This is a genomic window from Pseudomonas sp. R5(2019), assembly GCF_009905435.1.
GTDB lineage: Bacteria > Pseudomonadota > Gammaproteobacteria > Pseudomonadales > Pseudomonadaceae > Aquipseudomonas.
The window spans coordinates 69,372-93,496 of the sequence record NZ_JAAAMT010000011.1 but is presented as its reverse complement, the minus strand read 5'-3'; the positions used below and the strand labels follow the sequence as shown (position 1 = coordinate 93,496).

Annotated in this window: 23 protein-coding genes; 8 read left to right on the top strand and 15 right to left on the bottom strand. The window is 49.5% G+C overall.

The features are described 5' to 3' along the window. Window positions 1–3: 3 nt before the first annotated feature. From GUY40_RS10040 to mobH, 7 genes are all read right to left on the bottom strand, one after another. The gene (locus tag GUY40_RS10040; RefSeq protein WP_166568791.1) at window positions 4–1,035 is read right to left on the bottom strand and encodes a type-F conjugative transfer system secretin TraK; all 1,032 of its coding nucleotides are present in this window, start codon (window positions 1,033–1,035) and stop codon (window positions 4–6) included. Next, window positions 1,032–1,673, bottom strand: coding sequence for a TraE/TraK family type IV conjugative transfer system protein (locus GUY40_RS10035; protein WP_166568790.1), 642 nt, complete (start codon window positions 1,671–1,673; stop codon window positions 1,032–1,034). The genes GUY40_RS10040 and GUY40_RS10035 overlap by 4 nt, the downstream gene beginning before the upstream one ends. Further along, window positions 1,670–1,960, bottom strand: a complete 291-nt coding sequence (traL, locus tag GUY40_RS10030) for a type IV conjugative transfer system protein TraL (RefSeq protein WP_166568789.1) — start codon at window positions 1,958–1,960, stop codon at window positions 1,670–1,672. The genes GUY40_RS10035 and traL overlap by 4 nt, the downstream gene beginning before the upstream one ends. A gap of 183 nt (window positions 1,961–2,143) precedes the next feature. Beyond that, on the bottom strand, window positions 2,144–2,806 hold the full coding sequence (locus GUY40_RS10025; RefSeq protein ID WP_166568788.1) for a DUF4400 domain-containing protein: 663 nt from the start codon (window positions 2,804–2,806) through the stop codon (window positions 2,144–2,146). A 6-nt stretch (window positions 2,807–2,812) separates the two neighbouring features. Beyond that, the gene (locus tag GUY40_RS10020; RefSeq protein ID WP_166568787.1) at window positions 2,813–3,232 is read right to left on the bottom strand and encodes a hypothetical protein; all 420 of its coding nucleotides are present in this window, start codon (window positions 3,230–3,232) and stop codon (window positions 2,813–2,815) included. Between the two features lie 17 nt (window positions 3,233–3,249). Beyond that, on the bottom strand, window positions 3,250–5,148 hold the full coding sequence (gene traD / locus GUY40_RS10015; protein WP_166568786.1) for a conjugative transfer system coupling protein TraD: 1,899 nt from the start codon (window positions 5,146–5,148) through the stop codon (window positions 3,250–3,252). A 2-nt stretch (window positions 5,149–5,150) separates the two neighbouring features. Further along, the gene (gene mobH, locus GUY40_RS10010; protein ID WP_166568785.1) at window positions 5,151–7,664 is read right to left on the bottom strand and encodes a MobH family relaxase; all 2,514 of its coding nucleotides are present in this window, start codon (window positions 7,662–7,664) and stop codon (window positions 5,151–5,153) included. 148 nt (window positions 7,665–7,812) lie between these two features. Between mobH and GUY40_RS10005 the strand changes: the two genes are divergently transcribed. Together GUY40_RS10005 and GUY40_RS10000 are read left to right on the top strand one after the other, a co-directional pair. Continuing rightward, the gene (locus GUY40_RS10005; RefSeq protein ID WP_166568784.1) at window positions 7,813–8,427 is read left to right on the top strand and encodes a hypothetical protein; all 615 of its coding nucleotides are present in this window, start codon (window positions 7,813–7,815) and stop codon (window positions 8,425–8,427) included. Beyond that, window positions 8,424–9,308: a DsbA family protein gene (locus tag GUY40_RS10000; protein ID WP_166568783.1), complete on the top strand. Its 885-nt coding sequence runs from the start codon at window positions 8,424–8,426 to the stop codon at window positions 9,306–9,308. The genes GUY40_RS10005 and GUY40_RS10000 overlap by 4 nt, the downstream gene beginning before the upstream one ends. 195 nt (window positions 9,309–9,503) lie before the next feature. Here the strand turns inward: GUY40_RS10000 and GUY40_RS09995 are convergent, their stop codons facing one another. The 3 genes from GUY40_RS09995 to GUY40_RS09985 all read right to left on the bottom strand — a co-directional run bounded on the left by GUY40_RS09995 (window position 9,504) and on the right by GUY40_RS09985 (window position 11,999). Further along, window positions 9,504–9,872 (bottom strand): DUF1294 domain-containing protein, encoded by a 369-nt coding sequence (locus tag GUY40_RS09995; RefSeq protein ID WP_166568782.1) that lies wholly within the window; start codon window positions 9,870–9,872, stop codon window positions 9,504–9,506. A 27-nt stretch (window positions 9,873–9,899) separates the two neighbouring features. Continuing rightward, window positions 9,900–10,394, bottom strand: coding sequence for a hypothetical protein (locus tag GUY40_RS09990; protein ID WP_166568781.1), 495 nt, complete (start codon window positions 10,392–10,394; stop codon window positions 9,900–9,902). Between the two features lie 81 nt (window positions 10,395–10,475). Next, on the bottom strand, window positions 10,476–11,999 hold the full coding sequence (locus GUY40_RS09985; RefSeq protein WP_166568780.1) for a DEAD/DEAH box helicase family protein: 1,524 nt from the start codon (window positions 11,997–11,999) through the stop codon (window positions 10,476–10,478). Between the two features lie 145 nt (window positions 12,000–12,144). Between GUY40_RS09985 and GUY40_RS09980 the strand changes: the two genes are divergently transcribed. From GUY40_RS09980 to GUY40_RS09955, 6 genes are all read left to right on the top strand, one after another. After that, entirely contained in the window at window positions 12,145–13,626 is a 1,482-nt protein-coding gene (locus GUY40_RS09980; RefSeq protein WP_166568779.1) for a UvrD-helicase domain-containing protein, read from the top strand. Window positions 13,627–13,733: 107 nt separating this feature from the next. Further along, window positions 13,734–14,474 (top strand): hypothetical protein, encoded by a 741-nt coding sequence (locus GUY40_RS09975; protein WP_166568778.1) that lies wholly within the window; start codon window positions 13,734–13,736, stop codon window positions 14,472–14,474. Window positions 14,475–14,866: 392 nt separating this feature from the next. Then, the gene (locus tag GUY40_RS09970; protein WP_166568777.1) at window positions 14,867–16,036 is read left to right on the top strand and encodes an ATP-binding protein; all 1,170 of its coding nucleotides are present in this window, start codon (window positions 14,867–14,869) and stop codon (window positions 16,034–16,036) included. Between the two features lie 103 nt (window positions 16,037–16,139). Further along, complete coding sequence (locus GUY40_RS09965) at window positions 16,140–16,394, top strand: hypothetical protein (RefSeq protein WP_166568776.1); 255 nt, start codon at window positions 16,140–16,142, stop codon at window positions 16,392–16,394. A gap of 72 nt (window positions 16,395–16,466) precedes the next feature. Beyond that, window positions 16,467–16,697, top strand: a complete 231-nt coding sequence (locus GUY40_RS09960) for a hypothetical protein (protein WP_166568775.1) — start codon at window positions 16,467–16,469, stop codon at window positions 16,695–16,697. Between the two features lie 137 nt (window positions 16,698–16,834). Then, a complete protein-coding gene (locus GUY40_RS09955) occupies window positions 16,835–17,623 on the top strand; it encodes a hypothetical protein (RefSeq protein ID WP_166568774.1) in 789 nt (262 codons plus the stop codon). Between the two features lie 79 nt (window positions 17,624–17,702). Here the strand turns inward: GUY40_RS09955 and traN are convergent, their stop codons facing one another. The 5 genes from traN to GUY40_RS09930 form a co-directional block, all read right to left on the bottom strand. Then, window positions 17,703–20,468, bottom strand: a complete 2,766-nt coding sequence (traN, locus tag GUY40_RS09950) for a conjugal transfer mating pair stabilization protein TraN (protein ID WP_166568773.1) — start codon at window positions 20,466–20,468, stop codon at window positions 17,703–17,705. Between the two features lie 177 nt (window positions 20,469–20,645). Beyond that, window positions 20,646–21,176 carry a hypothetical protein gene (locus GUY40_RS09945; RefSeq protein WP_166568772.1) on the bottom strand — a complete coding sequence of 177 codons (531 nt, stop codon included), beginning with the start codon at window positions 21,174–21,176 and terminating at the stop codon, window positions 20,646–20,648. 72 nt (window positions 21,177–21,248) lie between these two features. Next, entirely contained in the window at window positions 21,249–22,769 is a 1,521-nt protein-coding gene (locus GUY40_RS09940) for a DNA cytosine methyltransferase (protein ID WP_256675692.1), read from the bottom strand. Between the two features lie 131 nt (window positions 22,770–22,900). Further along, window positions 22,901–23,305 (bottom strand): hypothetical protein, encoded by a 405-nt coding sequence (locus GUY40_RS09935; protein WP_166568770.1) that lies wholly within the window; start codon window positions 23,303–23,305, stop codon window positions 22,901–22,903. After that, window positions 23,289–23,996, bottom strand: coding sequence for a hypothetical protein (locus GUY40_RS09930; protein WP_166568769.1), 708 nt, complete (start codon window positions 23,994–23,996; stop codon window positions 23,289–23,291). The genes GUY40_RS09935 and GUY40_RS09930 overlap by 17 nt, the downstream gene beginning before the upstream one ends. Window positions 23,997–24,125: the final 129 nt, after the last annotated feature.

Genomic DNA, 24,125 nt, shown 5'->3' with positions numbered 1-24,125 from the left:
AATTTAATTATCCAGAAGACTTGGACGCTTCGAGGCTCGAACTATGTTATTCGCTGATCTTGTCGCAACGTACAACTCTGTTCGCTCACCCGGTTCAAGTACATTTTTCGGCCAAACGGCGGTTGCCGCTAGTAACGGGTGAGTACACGCCATTTCGTCGAATTGGAGTGTTTGGCCCGAGATGTTTCTTACCGTCGCAACGATGGCGTTGTAATCATGTCCTTTAATCAACTGTGCATTTTTGAAGTCAAACTCGAAGCCACTCAAATGACAACTGGGAATTGCGGAGCCGGAAAGCAATTTGCCTATGGAGTACCCTTGTGGCACTTCACCGAGCGCTAGGGACCGCATGATCACCTTTATGGTCTCCATATAGGGTTGTGCCTGTTCAAACTGCTTGGCTTTTGCTGTGAACGCAGTAGTTCCGTCCACTGAATGGAGACCGCTGAGCCCTGCGTTGATTGGTGCAGAAATTACGAGGTTTGCCTGAATGGGTGGAATTTGCTGCGGCAAAAGAGTTAGCGAGATCGCCGCGGATTCGTCATCTTTCTCTGTGATGTACACAGCGACCGGATTTTTGTCTCCGGGGGATATGTAAATCACATTTTGCATAATTTTGGTTTCAGCGCTGCTCAGTGTTTGCACCACGGGCCGTTCGAATGGAGTAACGATGCGGTTGGTTTGCCCGATGGAAACAGGAATTAGTGTATTAACACCAGGTTTGATAACGATCGTTTGGTTGGTTTGTACTGGATCAGCTGGTCGCCCCAGGTTGCTCACCACCGATTTCGGAACGTTTTGAATATCGTTGTTGTCGGGCGAGCCATCAGCTCTGGATTTGGCAATGGAAACAACATTCGCGTTGGCATCAACCACGAGTGGAGCGAGCGGTGTGCCCACTTGTCTCAGGTCTGTACCTGCGGGTGCCGGTGCACTCGCCGCATAAGGCATGTTGCCGTCTGCGAGCACTTGAGAAGACACGCCCATTGCGAAGGCCCACAGCAACGGCCACCGATTAATGAGTTTATTGGTCATGGTTCGAGTCCTTGCTTTTTCCGCATGTCAGCTTTGCGGTTAGTCATACGTTTCTCCCGCTCTAGAGATTCCGGCGTTTTAGGCTGTCCAGCGTATGTTTTAACCATGGTGAGCACCGGTTTGTAATTTCGAATTTCAATATCCATTTCGTATGTTCTTCTGCCATCGACCTTATTAGCTGAGGTGCCAGTTACGGAAGAGTCGCCATACACGTAATATTTATTTGGGGTGCGCTTGTCCTGGAGGATTTGCTTTGGTTCAAAAGCAATACTCACGCTATCGCGGCGGATTTGGTTAATCTGGTCGTCAATAGCTGCAAGGATATCAGCCTGAATCGCGTTATCAAGCAAGGGGGTGATCGCAGTTTTAATTAGCGCACCGTTTTTCGGGTTTGCGTTGCCAAGCAAATACGAAATATAGAGAGCCCACGATGACGTGTACGACTCTGATGCTTTCTGCCGATCTAGCCAACCTTGCTCTGCCATTGTCGGAGGTACGATTGTTACGATGGTGTCCTTAGAATTTGCTTTCACAACCAAGAACAGAACAACTACTCCCAAAAGCACTACCAAAGCCTTCAGATAGAAGTTGTCCGAATGCAAACCATTGAACGTTTTTTTGAATTTGCCGGCATTCATTGGATATAAATCCTTGAGAAAGGATTAGGGATTGTAAGCTTCCGACCTACAGTCAACCCGCAGTACCAATAAAGAAGATGCATCGCTAGGCCATCTGGGTTTGCGTCTAGAAGCTTTTGATAGAAATGCATGATCACAACACCGATGGTCAGCATTGGCAGCAGTTTCCCTACCACGATTCCCACAAAAAGCATGGATATAACAGGCAGGATCTCATCCAGCGTCCAGAAGAGAAGCATCGGTGGCCCGTCCACCTCGTGCGGTAAGCGAATATAGTCATCTGGCATTTGGTAACTCCTACAATCAAAAAAACGTGGGCACCATCCTATTTTGAACGCGTTAGAAAGATGAAAATGGCAGTAGATGGCAAGATGTTGCACAGTTTGGGGGAAAATTGAGAATTTCACGTTACCTCCAGCGCTGCGCCCTGGCTACTGGGCAGAGAGCAACGCTGGTGGTGGAGCGAACCGTCAGATTCGCTTTGGAAGATTGCTGATAATCCACATAAACGCGATTGGGAGCAGCACCACAATCAGCATGCAGATCAGCATCGGCGGGATCGATACCGGCACCAAGACCGACAGGATCACCAAGAGCGGGGACCACGTAATTATTTGGTGCCCGTAGTGGTTAAAGAACGGTGAACTGTAGTCAAAATTGTATTTCTTAATTTGCCATTGCATGAATCCAGCGAAGATCGAGGGCAACCCCATAGCAACAAAGTAAGGGAACCAGTAGAGATAGCTCACGACGCGATACGTCGCGAGATACACCATTGTTTTTAGAGCCCCTACCCTGTTTGAAAGCCAATCAAACCAGGGCTCAGTAGCTTTTTTCGCAAACCTATCGACAAATGTCGTCGGTGCAGCTTTTGGAAAGAACACATCATGAACCTTGTCATTGAGACCACTCTCGATGAATACGGTCGAATACGCTTCGTTCGTGGACTTCACCAGCTTGTTTGACTCTTGCACCCCATAGATGCTGACAGCCCAGTCCAATTCACGTTGCAGCTGTCCCTGGATCATCGTCTTTGGGAGGGCCACGGCCACCAGAAAGGCTTCCAGTACCAGCACGAGTAGGCAGGCCCATAGTGCTCGCGGCCAGCGTTCGTCCTTTGCTTCCTCTGCCATCTCTACTTACCCTTTGGCGTCGATGATGTCATGTAGGTATCGATTGAGCGGGCCTTGAAGGTGTCCTTGAGACAGGCCCTTCAAGACCTCCACCTGTCGTGTTGCTTCAAGGATCGGCGTAACAAAGACCTCCAGCCGCTCTCGGTCACTTTTCACTATGCTGCATTCTTCTTGATAGTTCGTGAGTGCAGAGGTCAGCCCTTTGGCCACTGTGCTGGACACCGGCAATTCTTCCAGGGTGTATGTCTTGGGATGCCGGTTGCATTTAACGATGAGGTCTCTCTCTTCACTATTGCAGGTAATTTCCACGTACTTTTTAATTAGTCCGTCTACGCACGGCCAAAGTGTAGTAAGCGAGCCAAGCCAAAGCTTTGCACAACGATTATTAGGAAAATAGTCCATAAACCTGAACCAGTTAGTGGTCATGGTAAAAACTCCCTCACTCATACTGCTGTCGCTTTTTTGATTGATTTTTTTAGGTTGGCATAAGCTTTGTTTCGTTTATCGCTACTATCGTTGTAATTGATTAACGGAATTTTCCCTTTCACTAATCGGCCACCGGAGATGATTCCGAAATACTCCAGGTTTGGAAGCTCGCCAGCGAGCGCGGCGGGAAACAACTCTGCTTCTTCTTCCATCAAACGTTCACCAATACTGCCCTTCACCTCATGCGGCGTTGTACCGGCGTTCCCGCTCTGTGTACGCATGACATAACGGAAACGGGTCTTGGGCACCTTTTTGAAAATCTGCTCTTGTGTTTCCGGTGTATTGCTGCGAAGCACGATTACGTGGTTCATGTTTCCCAATATCTTGCCTGCTTTCGCGGCACTCCCTAAGCGGGCTTCAAAATCCTCAATTGTCTGTGTTGCAACGATCAGGTTGAATCCAGCACCCCGGCCTTTGTTCAGCAGTTGAATCAACTGGTCGTTAACTACTTCGGCGGCTTCATCGACAAAGATGTTTACCGGTTTGGCCTCGTGATAGTTGTAAATGTTGCCCGCTACCGAGGTGATGTCGGAGAGAAAGATAGAACCAATTGCTGAGCCAACCATAGAGTCTGACAGGGAATCCAGACCCATAAACAGAACCTGATTGGATGCAACGATTGTTCGAGTGTCGCAAACCTCTACTTCAGCGTTAAATTCACTTTCACTTTGAGGAGAAAGTAATTGCCCTAAATGACCGGCAGTCAGCTTGACGAGAACTGGCAGTAGTGCCGTGATCATCTTGCTGAAGTGCTCTTTGTTATGCTGAAACATGGTCAACCCGCCCTCAAGGTCGGGGTAGTTTTTCTGTGGCTGTATATCTCTGTAGTAGATGCTGCAACAAATCTTTGCGATTTGCTCAAGGTCGTCTTTCATCTGACCTCTTAGCTTCATTTTCTCTTGAGCGAAAATCGTTTCATAAGTGTGCTCACCCAACACTTCGTGCCCGATAATCTTAACCGCATCAATTACGAGTCGCGCCGTGCCAGACTCCAGGGCGCTGCGCAGCGATACTAATGTTGGCTGCTTGTCACAAAACAGCATGAGCTGAACGCAGTTGATCAGAGACATCAGACCGAAGTTCTGGAAAGGGTCAGACGCGGATTCAGTGCTAACCAATTCAGCGATCCGGGTTGCCAATTCAGTTGCACGGCCATAATTTTTTGTAGGTGAAATCCGAACTGACTTTTCCGGGAACGCCGGGTTGAAGTATTTGAACGCCTCCGGACGGCCAACTGTCTCACACGCCCTTCTTGCAAGTTTTGGCAAGTCTTTATCGCCCTTGGGGTCGATTATAACTACCGGTTCTCCTCTGAAAATGCACTGGGATATTAATAGGTCAAAAGTACGGGTTTTCCCGGCACCTGTAGTTCCTATCACCAGTGTATGAAGAGCACGCAAATCATTGCGGATAAACTGAGACTGTTCTTTGAGTCTGCCGATACCGTGGATAAAGGCCTTGCCCATATAGCCTGGTGGTGGTGGGGGAACGAGTTTTGATATGTCGCGCTTTAGCAATTCGAATACTTGCTGTCCTTCCGTTTGCGTCCACTCGAAGCCTTCGCCCAGGTACGTATCCAGCGGATTGTCACTCATCAACTTCATCAGTTGGGAAGAGTCCAGTTGTATCGGCGGCTTTGCCTCTAACCCCTTTTTGGAATTGCGTACATAGAGTGCCTTCGGCATGGCCTTGACCATTAGGGAAGCCTGTAAGCCAAGAGTTACCACATAAGGCAAGGTTGGAAGACTGTAAAAGAGGTAGGCGGCTGAGGACATCGCAATCCCAGTCGCCCACCCAGTGATCTGGTAGGCTTCATAGTTCTTGCGCCAGGGCATATCATAGGACCATTCCCCCATGTTTATTCTCCAAAGAATACAATTTCTGTAGCGCGTGATGGGCTGGGACGAACAGAGCCAAAGTGAATTCTGAATATATTCAGTAATTCCGTATTGGTGATCGATAGATACCGCGCGATATCCGTTTGTGCCTTCTTGCTTAGGTTGTAAAAACTTTTATGATTCAAATCGACTTCTGGGAGACAGAATTTCTGCACTATCCGCTTGAGAGCTGACATATCGATCTCGGGAATTTCGACATCAAAAGGTATGAATGCATCATCATAACTGGCCATTAAAAACGCAGCGTCGTAGGTTAGGCATACCCAGTTTTTTCGGTACTTATACGTCAGTCCCGAATAGCCTTCGATAACACTTTTAAATACCAGCGGTGACGCTACAAAGGCGTGCAACTCATCTTCAGTAAATCTGCCGTCGTCAATCGGTAGTTCCACGCGCATTTCAGGCGTGTACTTCCTTAGCTCACCGCATTCGACAAAGAGTTCCCTTACCTTACCCTGAACAGTTGGGCTCAACTTTTCGAAATCGATGTTGGCTCGCTCTATGGCATGTTCCGATAGCCTGAATACTGCGCCGGTCGCGGGTATCTCAATCGTCGATAACTGCTCACCAGGAACGAAAGTCGGCGTGTCTGCAACTTTGGGCGTTTCGACACATGGGACTTCCGCAATTGCTTCTTTTGTCGGCATCAGCGCTTCTTTCAATAAGTCCTTTTTTTCTGCGGGCTTTTCGTTGGTTGGAGCATTGTTGAGCGCCAAGAAATTCATTGCGACCAACATATCCTCTGTACTTGGTGGCGGCGTGCTGGGCTCCTCCTGCTCTGCTTCAGGCGCTTGACCATCTGCACCCTCAAGGTGATGCGCGGGAATGCCTGCGCTCAACTCTGTTAGCTCTTGCTCGACTTCCGGGGGATCATCGGCCAGAGGTACCGCCACCGTGGGTTCGTCTTTGGATGACATGCCGAGGGCGTTTCGAACTTCATCCGCCTGGACAATCTTGCGAGTGGTTTTCCCCGCGTCTGGCTTGCTGGATGAGGTTTCAGCGGTACCAGGATTGGACTTTGTTCCAGCTTTTTTGCCCGCCAACGCGGCTGGACGGTTGGCAGCCATGTGATCCGCTTTCGGGCCTTCTGCCGGACTTTCGGAGTTTCGAGCGAGTTCCTTTTGCACTTCCCGCGCAGCAGACTTCTCAGTCAAAAACTCCAACACTTCATTATTGGATTTCACGCTGATCGAGACAGGTGCAGGCCGTTGCTCGAAGTTGAAAATGTGATGAGGATCCGGGATGTATAGGCATCTCAACCAAATATCTTTTTTGGTTTCGTCGTGATCACGCTTTCTGAGCATGTGGATTGCGATGGACCAGTAGGTGTCCCCGGTGCTGTCCGCTTCGGCGATCCCATGATCAATCAAAATTGCAGCAAGGCTATCGGAGCTTCGCGGGATCCCTTTGAAGCCGTTTGCCAGTACATCTTTAACGGCATCAGGGCACGCGTCAGCCCATTTTATGTAGATACCTTGAGTAGATACCCAAATTGGAGAGCCTGGCCGGTTAACCTCCCACAGGCCTTTGCCGATCAGGCGTTTGATCGCATCGAGGATCAAGCTCGCCACCGGTACGCCAATTGCTGCCGACCGGGATGCATCACCACCATGATCTCTCATGTCCGTTGCGACCGAGGCGCTGTCAGCGCGCTTGATCATGCGAGTCAGTTGCCGGTTATCGCCCTCACCGGCAATCGCCATGGTCATGTCGGTGTAGATGTCCTCGCCATTTTCTAGGATCCATTCACGGAGATCTGTAGGGATGACGCGCTCGACCAGGGTCAGCGATTGGAGTTTATGGCTTTCGTGCCGATCAGGAATCCAACGGAGGAAATAGCGTTCCAGGTTGTTCACTTCGGCCCATTCAGGAATGGTCCGAATTGAGGGTTGCCAGACGGTTGAACCGTCCTCGCTGATGACCTTGAGGTCTGTTAGGACTTTCCCGGCGTCGTGCATCAGACCTGCGGCAATCGCCGCTACTCGCCACACGGTAGATCGTTGGTCCCGGCGACCCGGCAAGTCCCTCGCGTCAAAGACTTCGCACTGTGCGTAAGTCAGCGCGTTCACTGCTACCTCTAACCCATGCCGGAGTAGGCCGCCAAAGCCACGATGGTGGTGGTGCTGCGATGCAGGAAGCATATGCACGAGGTCTGCAAAGTTGAGCAGCATGGGATAGATCAAGCGCTCATAGTTGGCTTCGTCGAATCCCACGCCACCTTTCAGCATTCGCAGTTTGTCTGTATGCAGCTTCAGTAGGTATGAAGCCGGAACCCACGCGGGGCATCCTTCAGTAAACGGCGGATAGCGCATGATCGACTCATCGCCATCTCGCAATTTAACTAGGAGATGCTCAGGAAGATCTTCTATCGCTGGGTGTTGTTCTTTTCGTAAGCGCGCTAGTTCCTTCAGCTTGGTATCTGCCCCACGCTTTTCACCCCACAAGCTATTAAGCATCGATCTAATAAGTTTCATCCATCTCGCGCCATTCGCACTTCGTCGCCAAATTATCCCCCGGCGTTTTTCGAAAAATGTGCAGAACGTGGCAAATAGTTGTCACCTTTCAAAACATTTTGTTTTTTCCTCATTGGATAATTTGGGCATCAGCTATTAAGGAGGTCGCATGCGAAATCTGAAGCTCGCGGCATTGGCCATTGCCATTGTTGCTGCCCAAGGATGTACAACCGAGAAGCAAAAGCAGGAAACTGCCCGAGTACAAAACGAGGCCCAGTTGACCGCGTTGCGGCAACAAGAGCTCCAGGAAATTCAAAGCGTCCTACCTAAGGACCGAAGCCGTGAATGGGCGAGTTCTTGGGAGCAGACCCAACGCGGCGGCGCAGCATTGCGTCCCCCTGCGTATGAGCATGTTTTGGGTACCGACAGGTTACTTCAGGACCGCAGCGGCCCCATGTATCCGGCACTACAGCCGAAGCCAGCGAACGTGATCGATCAGTACATGAAGTACGGCCCGACGGGTGCAGTTAGCTACGGGGCCAGCAACACGCAACCTACGTTCAATCGCCAAGACCAAGACGAATGCCAGGCCATCTTGAGCAGCGGCCTTGATGAGCAGGGAGCAATTGTCTCTGCACGACGCAACGTTTCGAACTACCTCGTGGTCAAGCAAAAGCTCTGCCGTGGTCAGGAAAGGCTCACCTACGCCGAATGGGAAACCTTGGTGAACGGTACACCTAAAGACCTTCCTCTATACCTGCAATACAAGGGAGCCAAACCATGACCGTAACCAAACGATCGATGTTTTCAGACTTCACTTTTGTCCTTTTGCTGGGTGCTCTGGGCGTGAATGCATGGACGATAAAGCAGGTACAAAGCCTTCAGGATGAGGTCAGCAAACTGAGCAACCCTGTCGAATACGACAAGCTTGTTGAAAGCAGCATGGCGCGTATCCAGCAACAAAAGTTCGCAGCACAGGCCACAAAGAATTTGGCAGAGTGGGAAACATCTTCAGACGCCCCGACTGCCGACCGCATCAAGCTCTACGGCAACCCTTCAGCTCGCTTCACCATCACCGAGTACAGCGACCTTGAATGCCCTTATTGCCGGAATTTCCATGCAACTCCGAAGTACCTGGTGGACAACAGTAAGGGCAACGTGAACTGGCAGTGGAAGCATCTTCCACTCAGTTTCCACGAACCCGCTGCGACCCAAGGTGCGCTTGCGAGTGAGTGTGTCTACGACCAAAAAGGCAGTCGCGGCTTTTGGGCTTTTACAGATCAGTGGTTCAAGCTGAGCCAAGGTAATGGCAAAGGCACTGGCCAGCCGATCACAGAAGTCGCAGCCAGCGTGGGGGTAGATACCGAGGTGTTCGATGCATGTCTAGCGAATGCAGAACATCAGGGGACTATCAACGAACAGAAAGAGTACGGCGCAAAGATCGGCATCACGGGAACACCGGCATCCATGATTGTTGATAATTTGACTGGGCAAAGGGTGTTTGTGAAAGGTGGCCAGCCCGTTGCGAACTTGGCCAAAGCAATCAACGAGCTGGCTAAGCAACCCCCGACGGGGTTACCAGTGCCCGCCCTGGCGGAAGTCGAACAAGACCGTCTTGCCATCAGTGGCCAACAGAAACTGGTCGCCGCCCCTTCCACCAATTGAAGACTGGTTAGTAGGGGATCAGCGACGTAACCGAACGGTACAACGCATTCACATCCACGTTGCCGCCCAGTAGTAAGTAGGTCGTTGCCGCACCAATGAGGGCTTTCCAAAGAAGCCCTCTCACCAACGAAACCCCAGTACCTGCGGCGAAGCCAATAATCATGTCGGTGCTTATGGTCAAATTGCCTACGTCCATTAGAGACCCATCCCCTGCGTTGCATCGCCAACGAAAATAAAATACCAAACGCTTATCAAGCCCAATATCCAGGCCACGATGATCGCTTTGGTCTCCTTCTGAAACTTGTGTTTCAGTTTGTGTTTCAGAAGCCTTTGAGCAATGTAGGCACCCGGCCACCCGCCAAAAATAGCTAGCGCGTGTAACCGGAACTCCTCAATTCGCCAACGTCCCTGTTCGGCATGCCGCTTATCGCGGTGGTACACAATCACTGTGATCAAGCTCCATGCCATCAACCACAGCGTTGAGTATAAAAAGAAATTAAGCATTCTAATGTCTGCCACAGAATTCCACTTAATCTTAATATAAAAAAAAAAGGGCGTCATCATGACGCCCTTAGGAACTGGATTTATCTGCTATTCGTAGGCTTTGGCAAGCTCAAGGAAACCTTCGGACAGCGCTTTGAAATTGGCAGCATGCTGCTCTAGCGTTTTGCCCAATGCTTCGTTGGCGGTGATGTGCTTGTCCAATTTGTTTTTCAGTTTGCGGACGAGTTTTACCCACGATTCGACATCTTCACCTTCGGGTGTTGGTTCACCCTCCAGCTCTCGCTGGGACGCAAGTAACTGGCCTTTCTTGGCTGCCTTGATCGATTCGCGAATCTCCTCCTCGATCTTACTTGCGCTGGTGGTGAGCACGATAGTTTTTGCGGCCAAAGCTGCCATCTTTGTCAGCGACTTCGGTGTCAAATTACCTAGCGGCGAGTTTGCTGCACCCTCATTGTCGTTAGAGGCTTGCCCTCCACCTTGAGTTGTATCAAGCGTCCCGGAATTTTGAGCCGTGTCACCAGAGAATTCGTTGTTGCCATTTTCTTCCAGGTTGCCGGATTGATCGCTGTTGACGTTTGCCATTTGTTTCTCCGAGTAAGAATTTGATTAGGATTAAAGTCTCTCACGCTTTTTTTGGAGTTCAATAGCGAGTGGTGATGTTTTTCAAATGGTAGCGTGCTTGGCCTGTTTAAGGTTGAAGCCCTTTATCCACATCAACAATTGTGCTTCAGGCACTTTGGGGGGCACCGTCTTGGAAAAATGTAATTCCGTTTTTCGAGTTCTTTTTTTATAGGCTGCTTCGACCCAACTAAAATCTTTATTGGTAGTGGCCGCATAGCCCATTAGACCGGCATAAATGTTCTGGCAATCTTCTTCAGATAAATATTCCTTATCCTTTGTGCGTTTCTGGAAAGGATCTCCCGAGAACCATGAAAGCTCACCTTCGGCATGAGCAGGCCGTTCGTAGGAAACTTTGCAGGTGCCACAGCTTGTACAAACTGTCCCTCTCGCAACCACGGTGCATTTAGGGCATATCAGCAGTGGAATATCTGATGGTCGCTTGACATTGCGGTCATGCTGCACGGATTTGCTTTTCCCATCGTCGAGATGACTGGGCGTTGGATCAGTTGGCAAGCCGTTAAGCAGGACGTTACCGGCGTGGTCGAAATAATAGAGATTCTTCTTGCCGAGCCAGGGTGCAGGTCGCGCACCTCTTCCCATTTTCTGCCTGTGCCTCATTAGGCTCCTGGTTGGAGCACAATCAACGATGCAGGACGTTGCCGGATCGTCGTAACCTTTGATGAGCATACCCACCGAAAAAATTACATTCAGGTCACCACGCTCATAGGCCTTCAGCTTCTGGACGGCGATCTCAGGCTCACAATGGCAATCGATAAAGTCTGCTTCCACCCCGCACCGGGAAAACTCCTGCGCGAAGGCCCTCGCCTCGGCTGTGTTTATGGCGTAGCCCAAGGTTTGCCGGTTTTCCCCGTACTCCAGCCAGTGATTGGCCGCATCATCGATAACACGCTTCTGGCCCATGATTTTGGCGAGTTCGCTTCTAATCCACCGGGCATCTGGCCGACCGCCTACAGTAGGCACCTCACTCAAGTCGGGTATGAACGGCGCTCTTACTACGGTCGGTACCAACTGCCCGTCCGCAATCAGCTGATCCGCAGAGGCAAGAACTATCAGCCGATCAAAGTGCTGGCCAAGCCCTTTAGTGAAAGGCGTTGCCGACAGTCCCAAATAGGGAATCCGGTACACACGACAGTCCGCGATGATCCGCTTGTGCGCCTTATAGAGGACGTGGGCCTCATCCCCAACAATCACATCGGGGCGCAAGCCAGGCTCCGCGATTATCCGACACCAGCGTGAGGCTAATGTCTGAATCATGCAGATCTGGACAGGTTGCCGGATATCCGTAAGTGGGTGGTCCGCTTGGATAACACCGAGGCGCACGCCTTCCTTCAGCAAGCGCTCAACTACTTGCTCAAGTAGTCGGAGATCGTCAACGATAAAGAACGCCCTACGTCCCTTCGAGACAGCGCTCTTGATCAACTCCAATGCGGTATGCGTTTTACCCGAACCAGGAGGCCCAGAAATCAATTGACTGATATCACCGGAAAGCCAGCCTAATCGCGCCTTCTCAATTCCTGTGAGCTGATAATTACGAAGCCCTGACACAGCTTATCCCTCCATCAATTACTTCATATTCCCATGCATTTGTTCTCTTTCAAGTCAGCAACTCAAGAAGGGGTAAAAAGCCAAAGTTTTTATTGCATTCAGTTAAAAGAATGGGAAAATTGCGCCAAGCAAAAGGATAGCGGTAATGAACATGTTGACCGATGAGCAGAAACCCATTGCTGAGTTCGATGGTCCAGACAGACTGTTAGTCGTCTTTGCATACGCAGGTTCGGGTAAAACGTGGACGCTGCTTGAGTTCGCAAAATGGCGGCCACAGGTGAAGATGTTGTACGTTTCCTATAACAGGGGAATCCGCGATGAAGCCCATCGTAGATTTCCAAAAAATGTGGAGTGTAAGACGAGCCATCAGTTGGCATGGCCGACTTTTGGCAAAATGTATAGTCATAAGTTGGCAAATGGCAACATCCGGCTTATGGATATATCGCGTGCGTTAGATCTTAAAGATTGGAAATTAGTTCGAAACTCACTAAACACCGTTAATAATTGGTTAGCCAGTGCTGACGACTGCATCACAGAGGCACACGCAATACAATGCTTCAATGAGAAAGAATTAGAGAAAATTAGGCCGGAGCGTATAAGCGTTATTAAAAAAACTGCTGAGCAGATATGGTCACTGATGTGTGACGTGGAAGATGCGCTACCGATGCCGCATGATGGTTATTTAAAACTATATCAGTTGTCTAAACCGGTTATTGACTCCAAGTACAAATGGATACTCTACGACGAGGCACAGGATGCGAATCCGCCTTCGACGGAAATTGTTCTTAGCCAAACTTGCAAGGTCATCGCAGTGGGTGATCGTCACCAACAAATTTATCGGTTTAGAGGGGCTGAGAACGCTCTCGATTATTTTGTGCAGGCCGGAGCCAAGCGATTCAACCTCACCAAAAGCTTCAGATTCGGTCCTAAAGTCGCCGCTGTCGCAAACGTGGTACTTAGCTTTAAGGGCGAGACAGTTCCCGTTGTGGGCATGGGGAAAGAGGACTTTCTGTTTGACGAAATACCGGCAAAGATGATGTACGGTAGTCCTATGATCATTTGTCGAACAGTAATGGGCGTTCTTGAAAATGCAATTGCTGCTGCGATTAATGAGCGCACCGTGAAGTTTGTAGGTGGAAAATCAGCCTATAATCTTCAATACCTGCTAGACGTATTTTATCTTAAGAATGACAAACTGGATGACATCCAGGACAAGCAGTTAAAGCGAGACTTCCAAAACTGGGACGCGTATGCCGCGATAGCCGAGGAAACTAAAGATTCCGAAATGAATCGGGCTATCAAGATAGTCGAAACTTATGCCGACATCCCCGAAACATTGAAAACGCTAGAATCGTTTATCGTTGGCGAGGAGAAGGATGTTGAGGCATACCCTGACTTTCTTCTGACTACAGCCCATAAGTCAAAAGGGTTGGAGTCCCCTGATGTCATTCTGCATGAAGACTTCCCGGATGTACTTGATCCACAAATGCCGCCAGCTACGCAGGAGGACGAACTAAACCTTCTTTATGTTGCTGTGACCCGTGCGATGCGAAATCTTGTGCTCAACGAGACAGTTAAGGATTTGATTAAAAGTGCATATGAAAAGAAAAAGAAGTTGGCCGGGTAGGGAAAATTCAGAATTGTATTGCCAACGGCGGTTTCTTGCTCAGCTCTTGATCTCTCAAGCCAATATGTGAAAATGAATTAACTTTTACGATTCGAAGGGATGCGATCATGACACTGAGAAAGCTTTTTTCGTTGAGCGTACTTTCGTTGACGCTGGTAGGTTGCGCATCTACGCCGCATGACGAGGCACCTTCTCGCGCAATGCAGATCACGAATGAGGCGCAGATCCAGGGCGTTCGTGACGTGTCCTATAAGAAGGTTCTGCAGGGTGATGGTCGCGGCCAGGTTACGTCGAAAACACAGGTGTTTGACGGCGCACTCGATTACTACGCCATCGGTTGGGCAGGCGGGATCTCCGGCCTGATTGGTCAAGCTGTTTCCGGTGGCTATGGGCAGTTCGTAGCCTGGGTACCCGAGTCGGAGGCATCCAGCGGTGAAGAAGCCGTCGCCAAGACCAAAGCGCTACTTGAAAATCGCGCTTTCTGGCCAGAGCTTGAGAACAACCAAAAGCAAAAGTGGGGCTGGCAGGCAGAGCCAAGACGTATGCCGTATGGTGATAATCGGATGAACACGTTGTTGAATCCGGTTAAGTCGTTTGTGTTCACTCCCCCGCCGTTGGTTGATGCTCCAGCATTCGTGGGCGGCAAGGCGTATGGCCCGATCTACTTTTTGGCTCCGAACATCATCGACTGGAACAAGAAGAAAACTAACGTCGAGAATTTCTCAAAGATTTCGAGCGCCCTTCCCGCTTGGATCTATCTCTATCAGCCTGCGCTTGAAACTGACAAGCTCGTTCCAGCAGTGTTTAACAAGGGCGAAGTGCTCGTGTTCGTAACACAGCCTAAGTAATTACCTAGCGGCGCGGCACTCGCGCACGTCACTCAACAGACCGCAATTTGGGCCACTTCAAGCTATTTGAAGTGGCCTTTTTTCGTGTGGTAAGAAGCTGTTATTTGACCTTGACGGCTTCGCGTTACCGAACTCGCCTTGCTGAAGGTCGCTGACGCGCTGCATCCAAGCGGTGCCAAGCCCGAGGTGCGCTTGCGAGCAGAAATCACCAAGGGTGCAGATGAGATTGCGCTTTGAAATTGATGCTCCCTTTTCGTAGCACAGGCACGTCTAGCGCCGAAAATAGCAAAAACTAGCGATTCATAGCGATTCATAGCGATGTATAGCTATGTATAGTGACATTCGCTATACCATGCTATATTTAGGTAGAAATCAGTATATTTGAGGCTCACATGGACCCGTTACGTAATCCTTTCGCTCCAGGAGCTGGAAGCAGACCGCCTGAATTGGCAGGTCGAGACACGATCCTTGATGCAGCAAGGATTTCTTGTGGGCGGGCACTTCATGGACGGAGCGCTCGATCTATCATGCTGCTCGGTTTGAGGGGAACCGGCAAGACAGTACTCTTAAATGAAATTGGGAAAATCGCTAAGGCAGAAGGTCTTCTCGTTTCCAAGGTGGAATCTCCTGAACGTGAGAGCCTGGCACGTCTTCTCTATCCTGAGATGCGCAAGATCATGCGCACGCTTTCAGGGGTCGAGGCTGCAAAGCAAATCGCTAGCCGTGGACTGAAGGGGCTTCGCAGTTTTGCGTCAATCTTCAAAATTGACATTGCGGGAGTTGAGATCGGCGTTGAACCTGAAGCTGAACCGGGATTCGCCGATAGCGGCGATCTTCAGTACGACCTCCCAGACCTGTTTGAGGTAATCGGCGAGGCCGCACAAGCTGCTGGGAAAGGATGGATTCTTCTCATTGACGAAGTGCAGTACCTCTCAGAGGCCGATTTATCTGCACTTATCGTGGCCATACACCGAATGGCACAGGAAGGTCTTCCAGTACTACTAGTCGGCGCTGGCCTTCCCCAGGTTGCGAGATTGGCGGGTGAGGCGAAGTCCTATGCTGAACGGTTATTTCTCTACCCCGGTGTTGGTGCACTCGATCCATCGTCAGCAATGCAAGCTGTTCAGAAGCCGATCGTAGAAGAAGAAGCCTCAATCGATGAGGCGGCTCTTAGCAGCATCGTAGATCGCACACGAGGCTATCCTTTCTTCCTACAGGAGTGGGCTTCTACAGCTTGGAACAACGCAGACGGACCAGAAATTACTGTTGGTGACGTGGACCAATCTTACACAGAGACATTGGCTTCTCTTGATGCGGGCTTCTTCAGGGTCCGTATTGATCGACTGACAAAGGCAGAGGTTCAGTTTGTAAAGACAATGTCGGTACTTGGCGATGGCCCCTATGCCATGGCTGATATTGCGAAGGCGATGGGGCGCTCTCCAACATCGCTGGGCCCAACTCGGGCCAACATAATTTCGAAGGGAATGATCTACAGCACAGATCACGGCTACCTGAACTTTACGGTTCCACTGTTTGCGGAATACATGCGGCGTCAGGGCTGATCAGAAATCCGCTCAGCTGCACCCCAAGCCCCGCCTCAACCGCGGGGCCAGGTGCGTAAAAGGACGCCATTTTTCGCGTCCACATAATCGAAGGGATAACGATATGGCGACTACGCACACAGCGAAGGCGAAGGTAGATAAAGCTCTGCGCAATCTTAAATATCAATTGGCGCGAAAAAATCAGACAGCAAGGTTCTGGTCTGTAGGTTTCTACCGCTGGTTCTGGACTACGATCTTGAAGCGGCACCCTGCAAGGGAATATTTCCACAAAGACTGCCTTGATTTGGAACGTCGGATTGTTCGTATCGAACAACGCTTCTGGTATCTCTTCGAAGTCAAGCAGGCCATAACAAAGTGAGCCCGACGGGTTTTGGCAGAACCGGGGTGCATTTTTTCTCATCCGTGAAATCAGCAGAAAGGATCTCCTTTGATGACGACCCAAAACGAAGAAGAAATGGCGCTCAACCGCAATCGAGTCGCTAATTTGATTCAGAAAATCCAGTCAGCGCCTACAAGCTCGGATGCGGTACAAGCGATGCGCGTTGTAGAAGGATATCTCAAGGCTCTGGGCGACTTGGACGCGCTGCCATGGTCCGAGTGCAACGTCCTTTTGCTACGTGCGCAAGATGCCTGTGATGCCTGGAGTGGGGACGCCAGCTAAACGCCGGACAACATTGAAGGCGGATATGCAGCCCCCCGAAAACAGGATAAGCCCTGGAACATCCAAGCCCCGCATCTATGGGGCCGTGGACGTAGAAGAGGCGCGAAGCGTTCGCGAATATAGGTAGGTAATCTTCATTGAAAATTGACGCTGGCACGCTCAACGACTATCTGACAGCAACCTTGGAGAACGCTCAGAATCATACGGCTGAGCCACCTCAGTTGATGTTCCTGGTAGACCAGATGGACCAGATATTCCATCAAGAGATCTTCGAACACAGCTTTGAGGTGCACCCCGTTGTCGGCCTTCTTGTAATGAACTCGTACACGCTGGTGTTAAGTGCAGTTCGGCAGGCGCTTTCGGGACATGTAGTGTCAACATATCCGATAGCACGTGCGGCGCTCGAATCAGCATGCTATGCGTTTCTGATTGCTCGTGATGAGGCTAAAGCAGACATATGGATTAACCGCCACAATTCAGAAAGCGCGCTTCAGAGATGTCGTAAGACCTTTACTGCGAAGAATGCAGCAAATGAGTTGAGGATAATTGATCCAGTTATGGCCGAGTACGTGCTTGCTCACTACGACGCCTCAATAGATTTTGGCGCACACCCAAATCGTAAATCTGTGATCGAACATGTGGAGGACATGGGGCCAGTTGGGGATGATTTACATGGTTTCTCGCTAGTAGGTGTATACGGTCGGAATAGCTGGCACGTAAACCATGCGTTACTCGTCTGTGTGGAAGCTGGCCAGGCTATCGCTTTTCTAATCGCGGCATCTGTAGAGAATCACCCTCTCATTCACCATCGCGTCAGTGTCTTCCAAGACTGGATGGATGCAAAAAATAGAATGGTTGAGGAGCTCAATGGTGGGCCAATCGAATACACAGGACCAATGTACTGTTCGGTAATACCGCCGACTTAGGACGAGGGCACATAGGCCCTCGGGATCGAGCAGGAAAAAAAACGGGGCTATTAGCCCCGTCTTAACTTAAACACTGCGTCTATTTATTCCTTAACCCAGTCTCGGTATCCTTCTTGATGGTGTTGAAATCAACGCCTTGCATATTCTTGATAGTGCGCTCGCTAGTGTCATCCCGGTTGCCACCCTCAGAGACACTGTTTAACACACTGCCGGTCCCTGTTAGGCTGTCGAGCGTATATTTCGTGTCCAATATGCCCGCTTGGTACAGCGTGCCAATCCACTCACTAAGATCAAGTTTGGTGAAGTCGATACGCGAAAACTCATCAACCGTTAGTCCTCTACACTCAGGGGACTCTGCGTCACCCCAAGATATGCCGAGTTGAGCCCGCCCCTGCTCTTGAATTATTCGGCCTACCTGAGAGTTATAGGTGCAGTAAGATTTTCTCTTCTCGATACAGCCAAACGGTGTTTTGGTAGCGCAATAGCTGCCGACATACACTGCCAGTTTAGTTTCACGTTTAACTGCAAGAGTGAAGTCTGTTTCACTGCACTGCCACACCATTTTGACGAGCATGTCTGCGATCTGATAAATCATATACGCCATCGCCACGGCACTCATGACAGCGGTAATCGCCGGGTTCAGCGCGACTACAGTTCCATTGCCCGCGTTGGAGCTGACAGCCCCTGCCGCATCGGTTGATACCGCACTACCGCTCGCGGTGAAATTCCCGGCAGCGTTCACACTACCCGACACGAACAGTGTGTTTGCCGCAGCAGCACCAAATTGCTGTGCCACCCACATCGCAATTTTTTCCTGAAGGTTGTAAACCACGGTATCAATTGCAAAGCCCACACCTTGGTCTGCCAGGGCGGATGCAGCCTCGTTCGACCCGCCCATTATGGTATCCAAGCCTGACACCACCGGTTTTACAATAGGGCTGACCGCTTCATTCACGGTCGCTTTGGCGGCATCGAGTACCCCGGCCCCGTAGGATTTAATGCCGTCCAGCGCACCGGTTTTATTCGCCAGGGATAGTGAGGTTACAGACAACTTCACGTAATCCAGCCAGGTTGTGTTGACCGGCATGTCACAGCAATCCTGCCAACCACCGACAGCCTGTAGACATTCCATCGCCTCACCTTTGAACAAGGTGCAGGCCTTTGTCGTGGTAACGTCATCATTGTTGCCGCAATCAAGGTCCGCTTCAGCGTATTGCGCGACTTGTAGAGCGGCTACGGCCTGATTGAAGTCTTGGCTTTGCTCATATACTGGATTTACACAGTCGCCATTCATGCACTGCACCCCGCCTTGGCAACTGATATTTTCGCCTGTACCAATGACGGTAGGGGTTGAGACATCCACGCCACAATCCCAGACTTCATCAAATGCGAAGCAACCATTTTGGTCTCCCTCCGAACCCTTGATGCACTTTTGGGAAATAAACCCACAACTAGGATTCTGCTCGAAAGCAGCGCAAGAATTTAAGTTCCCACCACCATTGGTTGGACAGATCCGATTGCCTTTGACATCCGTATAGCAAGTCATTTCACCTGTGTAGAAACTGCATTGCGCGGTAACTGTGACTTTTTTGCAAAGCGGGGATATACCTGGGACTGGACTAGGTTTGAAAAAGCTTTCGCACACTTTTGTGCCAGCAATTTCGGTACAACCTTGCTCGTTGAGAGCTGGCATCGAGTCACAGCTATACGATTGAGATGAGCACATACCATTGTTAATCGCATCAATGGTCTTAAATGCTTCAGCACCTTCCCAAATATCTTCAGAAACAATCTTTGTTGGGTCATACAGGATTTTGATACGTGCGTAGATTTCCCCACGGACACCAACGGATACACGCATTTTTAGTGTTTGAACATCATCCGCATTTTTAAATTGGTCCGTGATATCGACACCTCCCCCTACAAGCGTGCCCGTCCCACCAAGATTACCTACATACTCACATTCCCAACCAGGCGGCAACTGCCCAGGATTTTCCGGAAAGAAGCCGACAGGGTTTAACCAGATTCTATCGTTATTCAAGTAGATTTCGGCGAAGTCATCCCACTGAACATAATCGAGTTTCGCGCTAATAATTGCTTGCTTAGTGATTACACGATATTGAATTGCCTGCTCGTAAACCGTACACCATCCCGACAAATAGTTGTCACCGACGGTACCTACCCATAGATAGAGACACCCCTCCCCGCAGCTCTGGAAATTTGGATCTCCGGACATGTAGTCAATCAATCCAGCACTGTAATTATGAGTAAGTGTTGTGGTCCCCGTAGCATCTGTAACGCGAGTGCATTGTTTGTAGTCAGGTATGTGATTGACCTTGCTGGTTGTCACAGTGTTGATGCTTTTCGAGCAGTCCCCGAGGATATCTTTGTACTGGTTTAAATTGCCATATACATCCATCTGGGTGTTAAAAATCGGGTCTTTAGAGAAGTCTACCGAGGCTCTCTTTGAACTGTCCTTCAGCGTCCTATAGGCATCCCCCGTTAGAGAGTTTTCAGTAGACAGCGTGACGTTTGCAGAGTTACCAATATTTGTTGTACCTAAGTCGTCTCCATAAACACTTTTCAAACCAGGCAGGTTGGAACTCGCCGTGTTGCTTTGCGGGTACACCGAATTCATATCAATTGGTGTGCTGCTACCCCACGACACAGCACCGGAGCCGGTGACAGATACACCGGGGAGCGAGCTGGCCAAATCTTTGGCTGACTTCGCTGCGGCCACCTCCGCGTAAGCTGGGAAGATCGATAGGTTTACATAAAGTGGTAGCACTAGACTCGCGACGGTCAGCTTGAAAGGCTTACTGCGAAGACATTCGAAAAAGCGCATGATTCAGCAATCCGTAATATAACTTTTGACATGGAAACACAGCGGCAGCCCGGATATTGGCGGAATTGTGCAATAAGTTGTTCATTTCCATGAATTCCCTAAAAAAGTACAAAACACAAATTAAAGGCAAAAAAAAACCGGCCACAGGGGCCGGTTTCATTCATCTGCTTCGCGATATCAAGGGATAACCTGCGCGAAGAATTCTTTAGCATCACTGACTCGTGTACCTTTCGGAAAACACTGCCACTCTAATTCAAGGTTTTGCAAATTTTCGTACTTTTCCAATACATGATCTATCGATTGAAAGAAGTCAGGGTGATGTTCCTGCTTCCACGCTAGGTGCTGCGATAATCGAGCCTGGGCCATATGACGGCATGCACCATACGTTGCCAAGACGACGCTCGCAACGCAACTACCATCGCGTTCCTCAATGAGTTGATAGTCGTTATCGGCAGTACGCTTGATCATGAATCCGGAATCAGTCACGCCTTCCCAGAAGATATAGTGCGTGCGCCCGTAGGAGACACTGTCGTCCAGAGCATGACTGGCCACATACAACGGAAGTAGTCCCGCAGCATAGCAACGGGACTTCTCAACCGCGTCTACCAGGTTATCAGCTGTGACGAACACCAGCTTGGTAGCCAGTGTGTTTTGATCGTCACATTCCGGTTGGTACGAATTGCTAAAAGCGATTTGGTAGTTTTTCATTTCAATCTCCACTTAAATGCTAAGCGGAGCTATAACCCCGCAGGGTTATAGCCCTGCAAGGGTTATTATTTATTAGAAAAGCATCGCCTGAAGTTCAGGATTTGCTTTCAAGGCTTTAGGGTCAACGTTTGAAATCGCGGTGAACTCAGATACAGCATCTTCCTTTCTGATCCTGAACGGGATCACGATCCCGTCATACGCTTCTGGTTGTGCTTCCACGTCCACTAAGGAACATAACAGAACGCCCAGATGGGTATTCACCGATACAAATTTTGGAAAAATTCCAGACTGACCTAATACCTCGTTTGCAGTTGTATTGGACAGTCCATTGATTACCTCAAGAGGCACGCCTTTAACTCGTGCGTGTTCATTTGGTGTTAGAAGGCGCGACAACTGTGGGTTAGTTGGATGCAGTATAAACGGCTCCGTTGACCTACAGCGGGAATAACCACGCCCAATGGTGCCGCAAGTTGGTTCTTTACCAGTTAAAAGCTGCCGAGCAAAGTTCTTGCCAGCCGCTTTATCCCGTATTTCTTTCTTAGCAAGGTATTCAAATGGTTTCCAAAGCTCTGAATCCAACGGAATGTTTTCGAGCACATCGGAAAGCATCTCTTCCTTTTGCTTGACTGAGCGCAATTTAGAGAAATCGAACTCAATATCAAGCCCTCTCGTTATTGCAATTACGACCATTCTGCGCCGATCTTCCAGGGCCCCAAAATCACTTCCAGTCAAGACCCCTTCATACAGCACGTAGCCAAGTGACGACAGGACCGAACGAATGACCGCCATTCCAGCTGAGTTGGAATACTCAACGACATTTTCAAGCTCAATAATTGCAGGATTGGTTGCTTTGACGGCCTCTAAAAAGTCCATAAACAACGTTCCCGCAGTTTCGTGCTCCTCGATGATTTTATTTTTATTCTTTGCACGACCAGCCTTTGAGCTGGAAGTGCAAGGAATACCCGCGATACAAATATCTGCCTGTGGTGCATTTCGCCCGAAATTCACATCCCGGATGTCAGAGCAAATAGCGATTGAATCCCCCGTCCAGATTTCAGGATTATTCCTGAGCGAACTGTCCAAATAATCAGAATCCATTTCCACACCGACCTGCACAAATGAGTCCAGGCCAACACGTCTCAAGCCACTATGCAGGGCTTTATCGATCACGCCACCACCGTGAAAAAGGCTGAGTATCCCCAGCTTTTCCTTGTTACGGAGTTTAGTCATCAGACGGGTAATGCGTTCGCGTATCCGAGTTTCAATATAGTTGGAAGTTACAAGAATACGACCGAGCCGGATTGCAACCTTAACTCGTTCGATATTCTTGAACACCGTCTTCAGCAAATTGGTTCGAATTTCAATGAGCGGCGTGGTGATGCCATTCCGTTCACGTTTAGAAACGCTGAATGTAGGGCCGGTGAAGTCAGCATCAACTTCCTTGAACTCCAAATGCTCAGAGTCCGCGTCCCCTTTAATCAGGCCGTATTTACTACCTATCTTCAGGCCTGCACGAACCAGCTTATAACCCTCCAGCCAGATACGTGGAACATCCCGCGACATACCTATTTTGGTATTTACGATTGTAGTCATGTTCATTCTCCTTGACCCGCAATAGGAGAATGCCCAAGCGGGAATTCTCCCGCGCAGGGTTTTGTATTATTAGTTAACGAGCAATAACACGAGCGATGAATAGCAAAATACGCCATTCATCGCTCTATTGATTATGCTGCTTTTGATGTGGAACTATTGGCAACGGCGGTAGTGCTTGGTTTAAGTTCCTCAGCAAACTCCTGAATGAGGTTATATAGCGTGACCTCACAGGCCAATTGAACGTCAAGTCGCATGAAAAGCTCAAACTTATAGACATCAGAGTGTGAGCATTCGATTGAGAATGACGTGCAGTGACCAAAAACCTCAAGCACACCCAAAACATCAGACTCACTAAGCACACGAAACGTAGCTCTGGGAGATTTCCCCAAAACAAACACTAATTTCGCAGGCCCCATACGAACTTCGTAGAGATCAGTTACACCGGTCTCCATGATTTTCGTTATACGAGAGTTACCAACCTCGATAAAATTCCTGTCATCACCACCCAGGGATAAGAGATCAATCGTGAGATTCATCGTCGTTCTCCCGAATTTCGACAACCCGAACTATCCAGTGGTTCTTTTTCGCGTGAACTTCTTTGCTGCCAATGAATTTTCCATTGCTATCAATCAATCGCTGTTGGACAACAACATCAGATTTATCGATTTTCTTAATGGCTATTTTATCACCAGTATTAACCCCTGCATCTTTTAACGCAGAAGCAAGTTCAACGCCCCAAACATCACGTCCATCAAGCCTTACCACATAACACGTGTTTTGGCCTTTTCTGAATTTATAGGGGTGATAGCCCATGTATTGGACGGTCCCAGTAATCCAGCCTGCGATGCTTCCAAGGTCGTCGTTCTCAGCTTGTTCACGTTCAATGAACTCACCAGAATGGACTTGCTGCACCTGCTCAATTTCCGGTAGAGATGGCAATTGCTCAGGTACGACCGCGACACTTGCGACAGCAAATGAACGCAGTGTTTCACCTTGGTTGAGTAGACGCTGTTTACGCTGCTCAAAGGACTCCGACAGAGCGTCGGTAGAAGGACTTTGAGAGATGAGTACATCAATTATTTCATTCGATACGCCGACCCGTTGCCAAGACGGTTTATCGAAAAGACTCCAGTCACGCTCAGGCGTCATCAACTCTTTCGGAAAGAGACGTTCTGCTTGGGCACGGGGAGCTTTAGGTTTGAACAGGTTCAGGTTGAGGTTCAGCATTTTCATTCTCCTTGGATTACAGGCGAATGAACCCCTCAGGGGACATTCCCCTGCGGGTTTTGGTTATGTGATTTTTCGCCGGAAACGACAAAACACCCGGAGGGTGTGAATTCACTAACCTATTTTTTG

What these genes read in the sequence shown, in the direction of transcription:
- GUY40_RS10040 (WP_166568791.1), bottom strand. Translation starts at nt 1,035, where the DNA reads ATGACCAATAAACTCATTAATCGGTGGCCGTTGCTGTGGGCCTTCGCA.
- GUY40_RS10035 (WP_166568790.1), bottom strand. Translation starts at nt 1,673, where the DNA reads ATGAATGCCGGCAAATTCAAAAAAACGTTCAATGGTTTGCATTCGGAC.
- traL (WP_166568789.1), bottom strand. Translation starts at nt 1,960, where the DNA reads ATGCCAGATGACTATATTCGCTTACCGCACGAGGTGGACGGGCCACCG.
- GUY40_RS10025 (WP_166568788.1), bottom strand. Translation starts at nt 2,806, where the DNA reads ATGGCAGAGGAAGCAAAGGACGAACGCTGGCCGCGAGCACTATGGGCC.
- GUY40_RS10020 (WP_166568787.1), bottom strand. Translation starts at nt 3,232, where the DNA reads ATGACCACTAACTGGTTCAGGTTTATGGACTATTTTCCTAATAATCGT.
- traD (WP_166568786.1), bottom strand. Translation starts at nt 5,148, where the DNA reads ATGGGGGAATGGTCCTATGATATGCCCTGGCGCAAGAACTATGAAGCC.
- mobH (WP_166568785.1), bottom strand. Translation starts at nt 7,664, where the DNA reads ATGAAACTTATTAGATCGATGCTTAATAGCTTGTGGGGTGAAAAGCGT.
- GUY40_RS10005 (WP_166568784.1), top strand. Translation starts at nt 7,813, where the DNA reads ATGCGAAATCTGAAGCTCGCGGCATTGGCCATTGCCATTGTTGCTGCC.
- GUY40_RS10000 (WP_166568783.1), top strand. Translation starts at nt 8,424, where the DNA reads ATGACCGTAACCAAACGATCGATGTTTTCAGACTTCACTTTTGTCCTT.
- GUY40_RS09995 (WP_166568782.1), bottom strand. Translation starts at nt 9,872, where the DNA reads ATGATGACGCCCTTTTTTTTTTATATTAAGATTAAGTGGAATTCTGTG.
- GUY40_RS09990 (WP_166568781.1), bottom strand. Translation starts at nt 10,394, where the DNA reads ATGGCAAACGTCAACAGCGATCAATCCGGCAACCTGGAAGAAAATGGC.
- GUY40_RS09980 (WP_166568779.1), top strand. Translation starts at nt 12,145, where the DNA reads ATGAACATGTTGACCGATGAGCAGAAACCCATTGCTGAGTTCGATGGT.
- GUY40_RS09975 (WP_166568778.1), top strand. Translation starts at nt 13,734, where the DNA reads ATGACACTGAGAAAGCTTTTTTCGTTGAGCGTACTTTCGTTGACGCTG.
- GUY40_RS09970 (WP_166568777.1), top strand. Translation starts at nt 14,867, where the DNA reads ATGGACCCGTTACGTAATCCTTTCGCTCCAGGAGCTGGAAGCAGACCG.
- GUY40_RS09965 (WP_166568776.1), top strand. Translation starts at nt 16,140, where the DNA reads ATGGCGACTACGCACACAGCGAAGGCGAAGGTAGATAAAGCTCTGCGC.
- GUY40_RS09960 (WP_166568775.1), top strand. Translation starts at nt 16,467, where the DNA reads ATGACGACCCAAAACGAAGAAGAAATGGCGCTCAACCGCAATCGAGTC.
- traN (WP_166568773.1), bottom strand. Translation starts at nt 20,468, where the DNA reads ATGCGCTTTTTCGAATGTCTTCGCAGTAAGCCTTTCAAGCTGACCGTC.
- GUY40_RS09945 (WP_166568772.1), bottom strand. Translation starts at nt 21,176, where the DNA reads ATGAAAAACTACCAAATCGCTTTTAGCAATTCGTACCAACCGGAATGT.
- GUY40_RS09940 (WP_256675692.1), bottom strand. Translation starts at nt 22,769, where the DNA reads ATGACTACAATCGTAAATACCAAAATAGGTATGTCGCGGGATGTTCCA.
- GUY40_RS09935 (WP_166568770.1), bottom strand. Translation starts at nt 23,305, where the DNA reads ATGAATCTCACGATTGATCTCTTATCCCTGGGTGGTGATGACAGGAAT.
- GUY40_RS09930 (WP_166568769.1), bottom strand. Translation starts at nt 23,996, where the DNA reads ATGCTGAACCTCAACCTGAACCTGTTCAAACCTAAAGCTCCCCGTGCC.